Source organism: Streptomyces sp. NPDC045470 (assembly GCF_040646595.1).
In the GTDB taxonomy this organism is placed as follows: Bacteria; Actinomycetota; Actinomycetes; order Streptomycetales; family Streptomycetaceae; genus Streptomyces.
This window is the reverse complement of sequence record NZ_JBEZAN010000002.1, coordinates 179397-194836: the sequence shown is the minus strand read 5'-3', so window position 1 is coordinate 194836 and position 15440 is coordinate 179397. Positions and strand designations below refer to the sequence as shown.

Sequence of the window (15440 nt, the reverse complement as noted above, 5' to 3'; positions counted from 1 at the left end):
CGTACCGCCCGCGCGAGGCCCGCTTCCCGCGGCCGGCGCGCACCATCCGTACCGCGTCCTCCGCGCGCTCGCGGCGGACGCCCCATGACGAGGAGAGCCGTGCCCGAGCTGCCCGAGGTCGAGGTCGTACGCCGCGGACTGGAGCGGTGGGTACGGGGCCGTACCGTCGACGCCGTCGAGGTCCTGCACCCGCGGGCCGTCCGGAGGCACACCGCCGGAGCCGTCGACTTCGCGACGCGCCTTCGGGGGCAGCGCATCGGCGAGGCCCGGCGCCGCGGCAAGTACCTCTGGCTCCCGGTCACCGACGGCCTGTCCGTCCTCGCCCACCTGGGCATGAGCGGGCAGCTCCTGGTCCAGCCGCAGGACGCCCCCGACGAGAAGCACCTGCGCGTCCGCCTCACCTTCGACGACGACGCCGGCACCGAGCTGCGCTTCGTCGACCAGCGCACCTTCGGCGGGCTGTCGCTGCACGACGCCGTGCCCGGCGACCTCGAAGGGCTCCCCGACGTCATCGCGCACATCGCCCGCGACCCGCTCGACCCGGCCTTCGACGACGCCGCCTTCCACGACGCGCTGCGCCGCCGCCGCACCACCGTCAAGCGCGCGCTGCTGGACCAGTCGCTGATCAGCGGTGTCGGCAACATCTACGCCGACGAGGCACTGTGGCGCTCCCGGCTGCACTACGACCGCCCGACCGCCACCCTCACCCGCCCCCGCACCACCGAGCTGCTCGGCCACATCCGCGACGTCATGAGCGCCGCGCTCGCCGTCGGCGGCACCAGCTTCGACAGCCTCTACGTCAACGTCAACGGCGAGTCCGGCTACTTCGAACGGTCGCTGGACGCGTACGGGCGCGAGGACGAACCGTGCCGGCGCTGCGGCACGGCCATGCGCCGCCGCCCCTGGATGAACCGCTCCAGCTACTTCTGCCCCCGCTGCCAGCGACCGCCGCGTCCGTAAGAGCCTGTGTCACCACTCAGGCTCCAAGCCCGCACACCGGCGCGCCGTAGATCCGTACAGCGCGCGCCCGGCCCGCGCGCCCACCCCGCACGCCCGGCCCCCGGGCATGCCGCCCGTACGCGGGGACCTGTACACGCCGACCCACCCGCATACGCGTGCTTTCGTACGGATGGAGATGCGACCCTGTAGCCAGGGGGCCATACCTTCGGAGGTTGGGATCCGATGGCGACGAGTATGCATCTGGTCTGGAGCTCGGCGGCGCCCGGCAGCGTCGTGTACGAGACACACGCGATCGAGGTGGTCGAAGAAGGCGGCGTACACGGCGAGGTGGTCAGCGAGCGGCACGAGGTCACGGTGCACAGCCGCACCCAGGCGGAGGAGATCGCCGCCGAGCACGGCTACGAGCTCTACCGCGACGGCGAGGAATGGGACAGCCTTCCGGAGGACGCGGAGGGCTGAGCCGACGCCGCCGCCCGGCTCAGAAGCCGAAGTCCTGTGTCCACCACGGGCCGCCCGAGCCGAAGTGCGCTCCGACCCCCAAGGTCTTGTATTCGCAGTTCAGTATGTTGGCGCGGTGTCCGGTGCTGTGCATCCAGGTGTCCATTACCGCGCGGGCGTCGGCCTGGCCGCGCGCTATGTTCTCGCCGCCCAGGTTCTCCATGCCCGCCTCCTTGGCCCGGTCCCACGGGCTGCGGCCGTCCGGGTCGGTGTGGTCGAAGAAGCCGCGGCGCGCCATGTCCTCGCTGAAGTTCCGGGCCAGGACGCCCAGTTCGCGGTCGGCGGTCACCGGTGAGCAGCCGGCCTTCGCGCGCTCCTGGTTGACCAGGTCCACCACTTGTGACTCGGCCGCGGAGGGCGAGGTGTCCGGGGCCGCGGAGGCGGTCGGGGTGCGCTTCGGGGGCGCGGGGGTGGTCGCCGTACGGTCCGGCCGCTGCGTGCGGTCCCGGTCGGGGGCGGTGTCCGCCGCGGGCGTGGACGGGCGCCGGGGGGCCGGGGTGGCCGACGGGGCGGCGGACGACGTGGGGCGCGTCCGGTCCGGGAGGCCGGGCCGGGTCTCGCCGCGGCTGGCCTGCCCGGTGCCCCGGTCCGTGGGCGACACGGACGCCGCGTCGCGCGGCGTGGTGTGCGGCAGGGCGTCGGCGCGCACCCGCTCGCCGGAGCCGCCGCTGCCGCCCCAGTCGTACTGCCCGCCGCCGGGTAGCAGGCCCGAGGCGACGGCGACCGCGCCCATCGCCACGGCGGCCGAAGCGCCGAGCAGTCCGGTGCGGACCGGTGCGGACCGGCGGTCGCGCGCGGGGCGGTTGCCACGGTGGCGGCCGGAGTGCGCGGGGCCCGCGTGCGCGGGAGATGCGGAGGCCGGGCTTCCGGCCTGGTCCGTGGCTCCGGCGGCTTCGGGCGATGCGGGAGCGGAGCGTCGATGGCGGCCCATCCACTGCCTTCCTTCTGTCCACACGAGCGTCAACGCGCCTCACCCGTACGGGTGAGTCTCGTTTGCCGGGCGACTGTACGCCATGACGTGTGGGGCCGATGTGCCCGCCGAGCAATTGGCCGGTTAACGTGCAGACATGAACGAAGATGTCCGCCTGACCGCCTGGGTGCGCGGCCGGGTCCAAGGGGTCGGCTTCCGGTGGTTCACCCGGGCCAACGCCCTGCGGATCGGCGGCCTCGTGGGGTTCGCCCTCAATCTCGAAGACGGCCGGGTCCAGGTCGTCGCCGAGGGACCCCGCCAACGGTGCGAGGAGCTTCTGGAGTGGCTGCGCACCGGCGACACGCCCGGACGTGTCGAAGGGGTCGGTGAGATCTGGGACACTCCGCGGGGCGGTTACGACGGCTTCGCGATCCGCTGACCCGGTGCGGCGCGCGGTATCCGGGAACCGGACGCGGGGCCGGTTCTGCGTGTCCCCGTCAGATGCACAATGCAGTCATGACCTGGTGGTTGCCAACTCGGCCGACCCGTGGAAGGCTGCCGCTGTAAGGATGATCTCCACGCCCCCGAGGCGCTTTTCTGGGGAGCCGGTCCGGCGTTGCCGTGGCCGCGGACTCCCGGGCGCCCAAGGATACGGGGCGTGATCGTGTTGACCCTCAAACCTTTTGGTGAGACTCTGGAAGCCCCGCGCACCTTAGCTGTTTGGCATTGAGTTCGCAGGACAATGGCAAGCACCGCGGGTGCGAATCCCTCACGACCCACACCGCTTCGGTCGGTCACTCAGTGTGGAGGACCATCCATCATGGCAAAGGCGCTTCTCGGTTACGTCGGCGGCTCCGACCCCCGAGTCCTCTCCGAGATGCGACGGCTTCAGCAGCGCGTCCAGGACCTCGAATCCGAACTCATCCGGATGCAGGCCGAAAACGACATGCTGTCCGCTGCCGCACGTCACGACGACTCGATGCTTGAGGGCATCGACGTACCCCAGGCGGAGCCCGCGCTCACCTGACCCCATCCCCCGGGGTCAGCGGGCTGTTTCGCCAGCCGCTTGAGGCACCGCTAGCAAGATCTTCAAGGGACGCTTCGGCGTCCCTTCGTCGTTTTCCGTCGCTTTTCTCTTCGGCTCCCGGTCGGCCCTCACCGTCTGATGTGCCCTGCACCTTCAGCAACGAAACCGAAATCACACCGCCGCGAGGAGCGCGGGCGCCCGGCGACCGGCCTCGCGCTCCCCGTCCGGGCGGCCGCGCCGGGGTCCTCGTGCCGGGGCGGCTCCCGGCGGGACGTGGGCGGTAGAGTCCAACGGCGTGCATCTCAAGAGCCTGACACTGCGAGGATTCAAATCCTTCGCCTCCGCCACGACACTGCGTTTTGAACCCGGCATCACCTGTGTCGTGGGCCCCAACGGGTCGGGCAAGTCCAATGTCGTCGACGCCCTGTCCTGGGTCATGGGCGAGCAGGGCGCCAAGTCGCTGCGCGGCGGCAAGATGGAAGACGTGATCTTCGCCGGGACGACCGGCCGGCCGCCGCTGGGCCGCGCCGAGGTCTCGCTGACCATCGACAACGCCGACGGCGCCCTGCCCATCGACTACGCCGAGGTCACCATCACGCGGACGATGTTCCGCAACGGCGGCAGCGAGTACCAGCTCAACGGGGACACCTGCCGCCTCCTGGACATCCAGGAGCTGCTCTCGGACTCCGGCATCGGCCGCGAGATGCACGTCATCGTCGGGCAGGGCCAGCTCGACTCCGTCCTGCACGCCGACCCCATGGGGCGCCGCGCCTTCATCGAGGAGGCCGCCGGCGTCCTCAAGCACCGCAAGCGCAAGGAGAAGGCGCTGCGGAAGCTGGAGGCGATGAAGGCGAACCTGGCGCGCGTCCAGGACCTCACCGACGAGCTGCGGCGGCAGCTCAAGCCGCTGGGCCGGCAGGCCGCCGTGGCCCGCCGGGCCGCCGTCATCCAGGCCGACCTGCGCGACGCCCGGCTGCGGCTGCTCGCCGACGACCTCGTGACACTGCGCGAGGCGCTGCGCGCGGAGATCGCGGACGAGGCGGCGCTCAAGCAGCGCAAGGAGACCGCCGAGCGGCGGCTCAAGGAGGCGACACGGCGCGAGGCCGCCCTGGAGGAGGAGGTACGGACGCTGACGCCGCGGCTCCAGCGGGCCCAGCAGACGTACTACGAGCTGTCGCAGCTCGCCGAGCGGGTGCGCGGCACGATCTCGCTGGCCGACGCGCGGGTCAAGAGCGCGACGGCCGCCCCGCCGGAGGAACGGCGCGGCCGCGACCCGGAGGACCTGGAACGGGAGGCGGCCCGGGTCCGCGAGCAGGAGGCCGAGCTGGAAGCCGCGCTGGAGGCGGCGAGCCGGGCGCTGGAGGACACCGTCGAGCACCGGGCCGCCCTGGAGCGGCAGCTGGCGGACGAGGAGCGGCGGCTGCGGGACGCCGCGCGCGCCATGGCGGACCGGCGGGAGGGACTGGCCAGGCTGCACGGGCAGGTCACGGCCGCGCGCGGCCGGGCGGCTTCGGCGCAGGCCGAGATCGGGCGGCTGGCCGCGGCCAGGGACGAGGCGCGGCAGCGCGCGGCCCACGCCCAGGAGCAGTACGAAACCCTCAAGGCCGAGGTGGACGGGCTGGACGCGGACGACGCCGACCTGTCGCGGCAGCACGAGGCCGCGAAACAGGACCTGGCCGACGCGGAGGCCGCGCTGAGCGCCGCGCGCGACGCGCAGACGGCCGCCGAGCGGCAGCGCGCGGCGGTCTCCGCCCGCCACGAGGCGCTGGCCCTCGGGCTGCGCCGCAAGGACGGGACCGGCGCGTTGCTCGGCGCGGCCGACCGGCTGACCGGCCTGCTCGGCCCGGCCGCCGAACTGCTGACCGTCGCACCGGGCCACGAGGTGCCGGTGGCGGCGGCACTCGGCGCGGCGGCGGACGCCGTGGCCGTGGCCGACCCGGCCACGGCTGCCGAAGCGATTCGCCTCCTGCGCAAGGAGGACGCGGGACGTGCCGCGATGGTGCTGGGCGCGGGCCCGGAGTCGAGCCCGGACGTGGATTCCGGCGGCCTGCCGCTCGCATCCGAACTGGTCGGCGGCCCGGACGAGTTGCTGCGCTCCGTACGGTGGTTGCTGCGCGGCGTCGTGGTCGTCGGCTCGCTGGAGGACGCCGAGGAACTGGTGGCGTCCCGGCCGGAGCTGACGGCGGTGACCGCCGAAGGTGACGTCCTCGGGGCGCACTTCGCGCAGGGCGGGTCGGCCGGCGCGCCGAGCCTGCTGGAAGTGCAGGCATCCGTCGACGAGGCCGCGGCCGAGGCCGCCGAACTGGGCGAACGCTGTGCGGAACTGACCGCCGCTCACGAGGCGGCGCGGCAACGGCGGGACGCGTGCGCGCGGCTGGCCGAGGAGGCGGGGGAGCTGCGGAGCGCCGCCGACCGCGAGAAGTCCCGCGTCGCGGGTGACCTGGGCCGCCTCGGTGGCCAGGCACGCGGCGCCGCCGACGAGGCGGAGCGCTCGGCCGCGGCCGCGGCGAAGGCGGAGGAAGCGCTCGAACGGGCGACCGAAGAGGCCGAGGAGCTGGCCGCGCGGCTGGCGGTGGCCGAGGAGGAGCCCGGCGACGCGGAGCCGGACACCTCCGTACGGGACCGGCTGGCCGCGGACGGCGCCAACGCGCGGCAGACGGAGATGGAGGCCCGCCTCCAGGCCCGTACGCACGAGGAGCGGGTCAAGGCCCTGGCGGGCCGGGCCGACGGCCTGGACCGCGCGGCGCGGGCCGAACGTGAGGCACGGGCCCGTGCCGAGCAGCGGCGCGCCCGGGCCCGCCACGAGGCGGCGGTGGCGTCCGCGGTGGCCTCCGGGGCGCGGCAGTTGCTGGCGCACGTCGAGGTCTCGGTCGTCCGGGCCGAGGAGGAGCGGCTGACCGCGGAGCTCGCCAAGCAGGAGCGCGAGCAGGCGCTGGTGGCCGAGCGCAACGCGAGCCGGGAGCTGAAGGACGAGCTGGACAAGCTGACGGACTCGGTCCACCGGGGCGAGGTGCTGGGCGCCGAGAAGCGGATGCGGATCGAGCAGCTGGAGGCCAAGGCACTGGAGGAGCTGGGCGTCGAGCCCGCCGCACTGGCGGCCGAGTACGGCCCCGACCAGCCCGTACCGCCGTCCCCGGCCGCGCAGGGCGAGGAGCTGCCGGCGGACCCGGAGCACCCGCGCAACCGGCCGGTGGCCTACGTACGGGCCGAGCAGGAGCAGCGGCTCAAGGCCGCCGAGCGGGCGTATCAGCAGCTCGGGAAGGTGAACCCGCTGGCGCTGGAGGAGTTCGCCGCGCTGGAGGAACGGCACCAGTTCCTCAGCGAGCAGCTTGAAGACTTGAAGAAGACCCGTACCGACCTGCTGCGGGTGGTCAAGGAGGTCGACGAGCGGGTGGAGCAGGTCTTCACCGAGGCCTTCCACGACACCGCCAGGGAGTTCGAGGGCGTCTTCGCGCGGCTGTTCCCGGGCGGCGAGGGGCGGCTGGTGCTGACCGACCCGGACCACATGCTCACCACCGGCCTGGACGTGGAGGCCCGCCCGCCGGGCAAGAAGGTCAAGCGGCTGTCGCTGCTGTCGGGCGGCGAGCGGTCGCTGACCGCGGTGGCGCTGCTGGTCTCGATCTTCAAGGCACGCCCCAGCCCGTTCTACGTGATGGACGAGGTCGAGGCGGCGCTGGACGACACCAATCTGCAGCGGCTGATCGGGATCATGGAGGAGCTGCAGGAGAGCTCCCAGCTGATCGTGATCACGCACCAGAAGCGGACGATGGAGGTCGCCGACGCGCTGTACGGGGTGTCGATGCAGGGCGACGGCGTCTCGAAGGTCATCAGCCAGCGGCTCCGGTGACCGCGCGCAGGGTACCCGGCTGTGGCATACACGCTTCCCGCGACCCCGGCACGCTTCATAACTTGAACGCAATGACCGCGAAGCTCCGGCGAAACAAATTCATCACGACCTATTGACTTCGAAACTTGAAGGCATAGGGTCTGCAACGTTGCTTTTACCTTCAAGTGGTGGGTACCCCCAACCTATGCGCCACTGGAAGGGCCAGCCCCCTACGCCCGGCAGCGCAGCCGGGCACTGGAGTACACGTTGACCAGCACCGCGCAGCCGACGACTCCGGAAGGCCGCAAGGCCCAGCCGGATCACCTCGGCCATGTCATCTTCATCACCGCGGCTGCCGCGATGGGCGGCTTCCTCTTCGGCTACGACAGTTCCGTGATCAACGGCGCCGTCGAGGCGATCCGCGGCCGCTACGAAGTGGGCTCCGCGGGGCTCGCCCAGGTGATCGCCATCGCGCTGATCGGCTGCGCCATCGGCGCCGCCACGGCCGGCCGGATCGCGGACCGCATCGGCCGGATCCGCGTCATGCAGATCGCCGCGGCGCTCTTCACGATCAGCGCGGTCGGCTCGGCGCTGCCGTTCGCCCTGTGGGACCTGGCCATGTGGCGCGTCCTGGGCGGCATCGCGATCGGTATGGCCTCGGTCATCGGCCCGGCCTACATCGCCGAGGTCGCGCCGCCCGCGTACCGGGGGCGCCTGGGCTCCTTCCAGCAGGCCGCGATCGTCATCGGCATCGCGATCTCGCAGCTGGTGAACTGGGGCATCCTCAACCTCGCCGACGGTGACCAGCGCGGCAAGCTGGCGGGTCTGGAGGCCTGGCAGTGGATGCTCGGCGTGATGGTCGTACCGGCCGTGCTCTACGGGCTGCTCTCCTTCGCGATCCCCGAGTCGCCCCGCTTCCTGATCTCCGTCGGCAAGACCGCCAAGGCCAAGGAGGTGCTGGCCGAGGTCGAGGGCCGGGGCGTCGACCTGGACACCCGCGTCTCGGAGATCAAGGAGGCGATGCGCCGGGAGCACAAGTCCAGCTTCAAGGACCTCCTGGGCGGCAAGGCCGGCTTCCTGCCGATCGTCTGGATCGGTATCGGCCTCTCGGTCTTCCAGCAGCTCGTCGGCATCAACGTGGCGTTCTACTACTCCTCGACGCTGTGGCAGTCCGTCGGCATCAACCCGAGCAGCTCGTTCTTCTACAGCTTCACCACCTCGATCATCAACATCATCGGCACCGTGATCGCGATGGTCTTCGTGGACCGGATCGGCCGCCGTCCGCTGGCGCTGATCGGTTCCGCCGGTATGGCCGTCGCCCTCGCGCTGGAGGCCTGGGCCTTCGCCTCGAAGACCGCGGACGGCACGCTGCCGACCGCCCAGGGCACGGTCGCCCTGGTCGCGGCCCATGCCTTCGTGCTCTTCTTCGCCCTGTCCTGGGGCGTCGTGGTCTGGGTCTTCCTCGGTGAGATGTTCCCGAACAAGATCCGTGCCGCTGCGCTCGGTGTCGCGGCGTGTGCGCAGTGGATCGCCAACTGGGCCATCACTGCCAGCTTCCCGAGCCTTTCCGACTGGAATCTTTCGGGTACGTACGTGATCTACATGATCTTCGCTCTGCTCTCGATCCCCTTCGTGCTGAAATTCGTGAAGGAGACCAAGGGCAAGGCGTTGGAGGAGATGGGCTAACAACCCCCCGCCAGCCCTTCTCCTCAGTTGTGGGCAGCTGCCCCGGTCCGTCCGTCGGACCGGGGCAGCTCCTTTATCGCGCGCCAGGGCTCGCGGGCACTTCTTTTCCCCGTGAATGGTTTTCCGTTGAAGCAGGGAAGCGGGCCGGCGCCTCAGCTCTCCTTCAGGTGCGGAACCACCCGCTCCGCGAACAGGTGTACGGAACGCCAGCCTTCGTCCACCGGCATCCCGCCGCACAGCGGATGCAGGATCAGCGACCCCGTCGGCCCCGCCTCCCCGGCCAGCCGCACACACTCCTCGGGTGTCACGATCCGGTAGACCCCCTCCCGGCGCAGCGCCGCCACGTCGTCGGCGGCGGACCGCACGGCCGACTCCGCACCGGGGGCCTGCCACGCGGCGTACGTTCGCGCCTCGTGCAGCAGATGCCCGCCGTACTCGGCCCAGGACCGGTCCGGATCCTCGGACACGTGCAGCAGACTCGTACGGGCGTCGGGCTGCAGCACCCAGCCCTCGGTCCCGTACTCGGCGCGCCGCGCGTGGTAGTACGCCTCCAGCTCGGGCAGATGCGCGCTGGGGAAGAGCGGCAGCCCCAGCCGTGCGGCCCGGCGCGCGGCGGCCCGGGAGCTGCCGCCGACCAGCAGCAGCGGATGGGGCTGGGTGTACGGGCGCGGGGTGACCCGCACCGTACGGCCCCGGTAGCGGAACGGCTCACCCTTCCAGGCGGCGAGCAGCGTCTCCAGCACCTCGTCCTGGAGCTTGCCCCGCCAGTGCCAGTCCCGGCCGTGCGCCGCGTACTCCTCGGGCCGGTAGCCGATGCCCGCCACGGTGACCAGCCGGCCGCCGCTCAGCAGATCCAGTACGGCGATCTCCTCGGCCAGCCGCAGCGGGTCGTGCAGCGGTGTGATCAGGGCGGAGACGGTGACGGTGATCCGCCGGGTGGCGCCCAGGACCGTGCCGGCGAACGCCAGCGGCGCCGGCATCCAGCCGTTGTCCGTGGCGTGGTGCTCCTCGGTCTGGACCGTGGTCAGGCCCCGGTCGTCGGCGAAGGCGGCCATCTCGACGGCCGCCCGGTAGCGCGCGCTGAGTGAGGCGGGGGTGGGGGAGGGGTCGGCGAGGTTGAAGCGCAGGACCGTTACGGGCATGACGAACGTCCCCTTCACCGAGGCGGTGGGCCCGGTTGGCGAAGGGGACGCTAGCTGACGTCACATCAGGTGAGAAGGGTGCGGGCGCTGAATCAGCCGACCGGCGCCGGCTCCGCGGCCGGGGCGGCGGCACCCGCGGGCACCGTCTCCTTCGGCTTCGGCAGCACCGCGAAGACCACCGCGGCGATCACGATCGTGGCCGCCCAGCCCAGGCCGTGCTTGCCCGGCCAGGTCTCGGCCAGCGGGCCGGTGAACCAGGTGACCTTGGTCAGGCACAGGCCCACCACCAGCGCCGCGGCCCAGGCTGTCAGCGCCTGCCAGCAGAAGCCGCCCGCGTACCAGTAACGGCTGGCGCGGCTGACGTTCATCAGGCTGTCGCCGTCGTAGCGGACCGCCATGTTCCGGCGGCGCGCCATGTCGACGGCGTACACCCCGATCCAGGCGGAGAAGGACACCGCGAGCAGCGTCAGGAAGGTGATGAACTGGCCGATGAAGTCCTTGGCCACCAGCATCATGAACGCGCCGCCGACCAGGCTGATGACCGCGTTGATGCTCACGGCCAGGGCACGCGGCAGCTTGACGCCCATGGTCTGCGCGGTGAAACCGGCCGAGTACATCGACAGGCTGTTGATCAGCAGCATCCCGACCAGCGCGGTGATCAGGTAGGGGATCGCCAGCCAGGTCGGCAGAACCTCGCCGAGGAAGGACATCGGGTCGGTGTTCTGGTTGGCCAGGTCGGGCTTGGAGACGGCCATGATGCCGCCCATCAGCACCATCGGGACCATCACCAGGGCCGCGCCGGAGATGGTGGTGCCGACGATCTTCTTGCCGGAGGCGGAGTGCGGCAGGTAGCGCGCGAAGTCCGGACCGGTGGGCACCCAGCTGATGCCGCCCGCCGCGATGGTGCCGATACCGGCGATCATCAGGGCGGTGCTGCCCGCCGACTGGGAGAAGATCTTCCCCCACGGCATCTCGGCGATCAGGTAGACCAGCACCATGATGCTGAAGACGCTGAACAGGTACGTCGAGTACTTGTTGCAGACGTTGAGCGCCTTCCGGCCCATGCCGCTGACCAGGAACGTCGTCGCGACGAAGAGCAGCAGCGTGATCACGGTGAGGACGTTGTTGGCCTCGATGCCGAACAGCAGCTTCAGGACCGTCAGTACGGCGTACGCGCCGCTGACCGCGTTGATCGTCTCCCAGCCGAAGCGGGCCACCCACAGGATCGCGCCCGGGAAGTAGTTGCCCCGCACACCGAAGGCGGCACGGGAGAGCATCGCGCCGGGCGCGCCGCCCCACTTGCCGGAGACCGACAGCACGCCGACCATGCCGAAGGAGACGACGGAGGCGATGGCGGCCACGATCAGGACCTGCCAGAAGTTCAGACCGTTGGTGATCACCAGGGAGGCACCCATGGTGAGCAGCAGCACGCTGATGTTGGCGGCGACCCAGGTCGGGAAGAGTTCGCGGACGCGGCCGTGGCGTTCGTGGTCGGGGACGGGCTCGATGCCTCGTTGCTCGACGGCGCCTTCGGTTTCAGGAGCGGACATGGTGTCCGTGGACGTGGTGCCCATGGTGCAGGTGTCTCCGTGCGGGTTCAGGCAGCGGCTGTGATGCCTGGCGAAGGGGAGGGGGTTGCCAGGACTCTACGCGCGTTGCGCAGCCGAGAGCTATCGTACTTTGATCCAACTTCGGTTCATACGCCTTGTTGTGTCCAACGACGACCGCTCGCTGTCCCCGAACTCGTCGGAGCCTCCCGTCCGGTCGGCTGAGGCGCAGGTCAGGCGGGGTGTGCGGCAGTCCGGAGCAGGGGCTTTCAACGCCCGGCCGACACGACGGATATCGACCGCGCCCCCGGCGCGGGGGTGCGTGCGCCGGGGGGCAGGCGGCGCCGCGCCGGGTCAGGCGGCCGACCTGGGCCGACGATCAGGGCCGCCGCGCTCGGGGCCCGGACTGTGGTGCGCGATGTCCGGACTTTTCCTCCAGGGGGTGGCGAGCGGCCCCGCGGCGAGTGAACCCGGACAGGCGACGTCCAGGTTCGGCGTGTGCGGTCCCGCACGGCGGGGTGTGACCGATACTGGACGGGTTATGGAAATCGTCATCCTTGCTGTAGTCATCGCTGTGGTCGCGCTCGGCGCGATCAGCGGGCTCGTCGTCAGCAGCCGCAAGAAGAAGCAGCTGCCGCCGGCCCCGCCGACCACCCCGTCCGTCACCGCGCCCCCTGCGGAACCGCAGGTCGGTGAGGACGCCGAGACCCCCCGCGACGAAACCCGTCGCACCATAGAAGAAGTCGACCTGCCGCCGGCCGAGGCGCCCGTCGAGGAGCCGGTGGCCGAAACGCCGCCCGCCCCCGCCGCCCCCGAGGTCGAGGTCCCCGAGCCGACCGCCGGCCGGCTCGTGCGGCTGCGCGCCCGGCTCTCCCGCTCCCAGAACTCGCTGGGCAAGGGCCTGCTCACGCTGCTCTCCCGCGAGCACCTCGACGAGGACACCTGGGAGGAGATCGAGGACACGCTGCTCACCGCCGACGTGGGTGTCGCGCCCACGCAGGAACTGGTGGAGCGGCTGCGCGAGCGCGTGAAGGTGCTCGGCACCCGTACCCCCGAGGAGCTGCGCGCGCTGCTGCGCGAAGAGCTGCTCAAGCTGATCGGTACGGACCAGGACCGCGCGGTCGCCACCGACAACGCGGTGGGCAAGGACGGCCAGGAGATCCCCGGCGTCGTCATGGTCGTCGGCGTCAACGGCACCGGCAAGACCACCACCACCGGCAAGCTGGCCCGTGTCCTGGTCGCCGACGGCAAGTCGGTCGTCCTCGGCGCCGCCGACACCTTCCGCGCCGCCGCCGCCGACCAGCTCCAGACCTGGGGCGAGCGGGTCGGTGCCCGTACGGTCCGCGGTCCGGAGGGCGGCGACCCGGCCTCGATCGCCTTCGACGCGGTGAAGGAAGGTATCGCCGAGGGCGCCGACGTGGTCCTCGTCGACACCGCGGGCCGGCTGCACACCAAGACCGGCCTGATGGACGAGCTGGGCAAGGTCAAGCGGGTCGTGGAGAAGCACGGCCCGGTCGGCGAGGTCCTCCTCGTCCTGGACGCCACCACCGGCCAGAACGGCCTGGTGCAGGCCCGCGTGTTCGCGGAGGTCGTGGACATCACCGGTGTCGTGCTGACCAAGCTGGACGGCACGGCCAAGGGCGGCATCATCGTCGCGGTCCAGCGGGAGCTGGGCGTACCGGTCAAGCTCGTCGGTCTCGGCGAGGGCGCGGACGACCTGGCGCCGTTCGAGCCGGAGGCATTCGTGGACGCCCTGATCGGCGACTAGGGCGGGCAGATGGCCTTACGGGCGCAGCCGGTGGGAAGAGCCCCGCAGCGGATGATCGCTGCGGGGCTTTTTGGTGGGTGGGGGGCGGGGCGGGGCTTCTGGGCGGGAAGGCGGGGTATGCCGGGGTACGCCGTGGCGCGGGGAGGCGGGGCGTGGCGTGGCGGGCTGCATTGCGGCGCGGGTGCGGCGTAGGCGGGCGGGGGCGCGGATGGGGCGCGGTTCCGTCCGGGCCCGAGGTCAAGCGGCCGACCGGTGGCACACGTACGCGAGTGTGCCCAGCAGCAGCCGGGCCTGCGGCGGCCGCCCGGCCGTGTCCAGGGTGGGCGGCCGCAGCCACCGCATCGGGCCGAGCCCGCCGAGGTCGGACGGCGGGGCCGTGACATGGTCGCCGGGGCCGCGCGGACACAGATCGAGGGCGGCGTCGTCCCAGCCCATCCGGTAGAGCAGACCGGGCAGCCCGGCGGCGGCACCGGGCGCCACGAAGAACAGGGCGCGGCCCGTCGGCGTGGCGGCCACCGGACCGAGCGGCAGACCCATCCGTTCCAGCCGTACGAGCGCGCTGCGCCCCGCCCCTTCCGGCACTTCGAGGACGTCGAAGGTCCGGCCCACCGGGAGCAGGACGGCCGCACCGGGCGTCCTCGCCCAGACGACGGCGGCCTCCTCCAGCGTCGCGCCGGCCGCCAGTCCGTCCGCGTGGGCCAGCGGGTGCGCGCCGGGGGAGGCGCAGTCGTCCGCACCGCACGAGCAGACCGTACGTCCGTTCCCGCCGCGGGCCGCGCGGGCGCCGGGCACCACGTCCCAGCCCCACAGTCCCGTGTACTCCGCCACCGCCGTGATCTCGGTCGAGCGGGCGCGACGCCGTGAGCCGGACCGGATGTCGCGGATGCCGCCGATCGTGAAGCCCATGCCTCCTCCAACGGGTGGTGCGTGCCAGTGGTTACGTGTGGGAGCGAAGTCGTGACGCTCCGTCAGGAGAGGTCGGTGTCCGTGGCGCGTTGTGGTGCGGTGGGTGGTGCGGCGTGCGACGCGCGCCTGTGCGCACTCCTTTCCGTCCGTCTCCTCTCGACCTGTGTCAAGTCAATCGCGAGGACCGGTCGGGGAGTTCATTCAAAGGGGTGGCGAATGGTGGCGTTTAGCGGATCGCCCTCGCCGCGGGCGTGATCGTAGGATTACTTTCGGTGCACGACCCGGGGCGGGACGCTGCGGGCGTGGGTATGCCGGAGGCAACGCACCGGCGGGTGAACCCTGCCGAATCGGGTTGGCTCAATTCCGTGGTCGGGTAGGTCAACCCCGTACCGGTCGCCGCAACAGACGGCATCCTGTGGGAGGTTCAACGGAATCCTGTGGCAGATTCACGGGACACGGCCGCGGCGCACAGCGGCAGGGCGGCCGTGCGGAGCGGTGCGGTGAACCGGTGCGCGAACAGCGCGATGGCGCGGTACCGAGGCACTACGGCGACGTGGAGCGGCGACGTAGAGCCATGACGTAGCGGACACGGCAGGGATACGGCGGAGAAGCTGCCGCAGGACATGCCGGACCGGCAGACGCAGGAAGCAGCAGACGTACGAAGCAGCAGAACGGGAAGTAACGCGAGGCGACGCGAACGCGAAGTGCCGAAACCGATGCGGCAGTGTCAACGGTCGGTCGTACCGGCGCAACCCGTGGGGCCGGCAGTTCCGCGGGACGGCCGGTCCTACGGGACCGGCGGACAACCGTAGGGCGAGCGGCGATATCCGGAACGACAGCAGTACTTGACCAGCAGCAGTACTTGACCAGCAGCAGTACGCGAACGACAGCGGTATCGGATCAACAGCAGTACCGGAACAACAGCAACACCACGACGTGGACGCAGCGGCGCGGAAACCGTCCGCAGCGGCCACAGCGCGGCCGGGCACCGGCGGGGCGGCACCCTCCACGTACCGCACCGGACCGGCACCGCGGCCGCGGCAGGAACACCGCGCCGGCGCAATGAGGCATCGGGGCGGTCCGGACCGTATTAGCGGACGTATGGAAAAGAAACCCGGAAGCGGCGAAGAGCGGCGATGCGAAGCGATGGCGCGGCGCAGTGAAGCAAGG

General features: G+C 71.7%; 11 protein-coding genes. 7 read left to right on the top strand and 4 right to left on the bottom strand.

What is annotated here, in order from left to right; genetic code table 11:
* Window positions 1–99: 99 nt before the first annotated feature.
* A complete protein-coding gene (gene mutM / locus AB0A97_RS07205; RefSeq protein ID WP_361145757.1) occupies window positions 100–960 on the top strand; it encodes a bifunctional DNA-formamidopyrimidine glycosylase/DNA-(apurinic or apyrimidinic site) lyase in 861 nt (286 codons plus the stop codon).
* Between the two features lie 222 nt (window positions 961–1182).
* Window positions 1183–1419, top strand: coding sequence for a hypothetical protein (locus AB0A97_RS07200; protein ID WP_361145754.1), 237 nt, complete (start codon window positions 1183–1185; stop codon window positions 1417–1419).
* A gap of 19 nt (window positions 1420–1438) precedes the next feature.
* On the opposite strand, the gene AB0A97_RS07195 is transcribed toward AB0A97_RS07200, so the two are convergent.
* On the bottom strand, window positions 1439–2389 hold the full coding sequence (locus AB0A97_RS07195) for a CAP domain-containing protein (protein WP_361145751.1): 951 nt from the start codon (window positions 2387–2389) through the stop codon (window positions 1439–1441).
* A gap of 136 nt (window positions 2390–2525) precedes the next feature.
* Between AB0A97_RS07195 and AB0A97_RS07190 the strand changes: the two genes are divergently transcribed.
* The 4 genes from AB0A97_RS07190 (at window position 2526) to AB0A97_RS07175 (ending at window position 8907) form a co-directional block, all read left to right on the top strand.
* Entirely contained in the window at window positions 2526–2807 is a 282-nt protein-coding gene (locus AB0A97_RS07190) for an acylphosphatase (protein ID WP_361145748.1), read from the top strand.
* A 381-nt stretch (window positions 2808–3188) separates the two neighbouring features.
* On the top strand, window positions 3189–3395 hold the full coding sequence (locus AB0A97_RS07185; RefSeq protein ID WP_361145746.1) for a hypothetical protein: 207 nt from the start codon (window positions 3189–3191) through the stop codon (window positions 3393–3395).
* A gap of 295 nt (window positions 3396–3690) precedes the next feature.
* The gene (gene smc, locus AB0A97_RS07180) at window positions 3691–7242 is read left to right on the top strand and encodes a chromosome segregation protein SMC (RefSeq protein ID WP_361145743.1); all 3552 of its coding nucleotides are present in this window, start codon (window positions 3691–3693) and stop codon (window positions 7240–7242) included.
* A gap of 246 nt (window positions 7243–7488) precedes the next feature.
* Window positions 7489–8907 (top strand): sugar porter family MFS transporter, encoded by a 1419-nt coding sequence (locus AB0A97_RS07175; protein WP_361145741.1) that lies wholly within the window; start codon window positions 7489–7491, stop codon window positions 8905–8907.
* A gap of 152 nt (window positions 8908–9059) precedes the next feature.
* Here AB0A97_RS07175 and AB0A97_RS07170 read toward each other — a convergent pair whose 3' ends face one another.
* Window positions 9060–10049, bottom strand: coding sequence for an LLM class flavin-dependent oxidoreductase (locus AB0A97_RS07170; protein WP_361145738.1), 990 nt, complete (start codon window positions 10047–10049; stop codon window positions 9060–9062).
* A 92-nt stretch (window positions 10050–10141) separates the two neighbouring features.
* A complete protein-coding gene (locus tag AB0A97_RS07165) occupies window positions 10142–11623 on the bottom strand; it encodes a cytosine permease (RefSeq protein ID WP_361145736.1) in 1482 nt (493 codons plus the stop codon).
* 514 nt (window positions 11624–12137) lie between these two features.
* On the opposite strand from AB0A97_RS07165, the gene ftsY reads away from it, so the two are divergent.
* Entirely contained in the window at window positions 12138–13364 is a 1227-nt protein-coding gene (gene ftsY, locus AB0A97_RS07160; protein ID WP_361145733.1) for a signal recognition particle-docking protein FtsY, read from the top strand.
* A 237-nt stretch (window positions 13365–13601) separates the two neighbouring features.
* On the opposite strand, the gene AB0A97_RS07155 is transcribed toward ftsY, so the two are convergent.
* Window positions 13602–14270 carry a bifunctional DNA primase/polymerase gene (locus AB0A97_RS07155; RefSeq protein WP_361145730.1) on the bottom strand — a complete coding sequence of 223 codons (669 nt, stop codon included), beginning with the start codon at window positions 14268–14270 and terminating at the stop codon, window positions 13602–13604.
* Between the last annotated feature and the right edge of the window lie 1170 nt (window positions 14271–15440).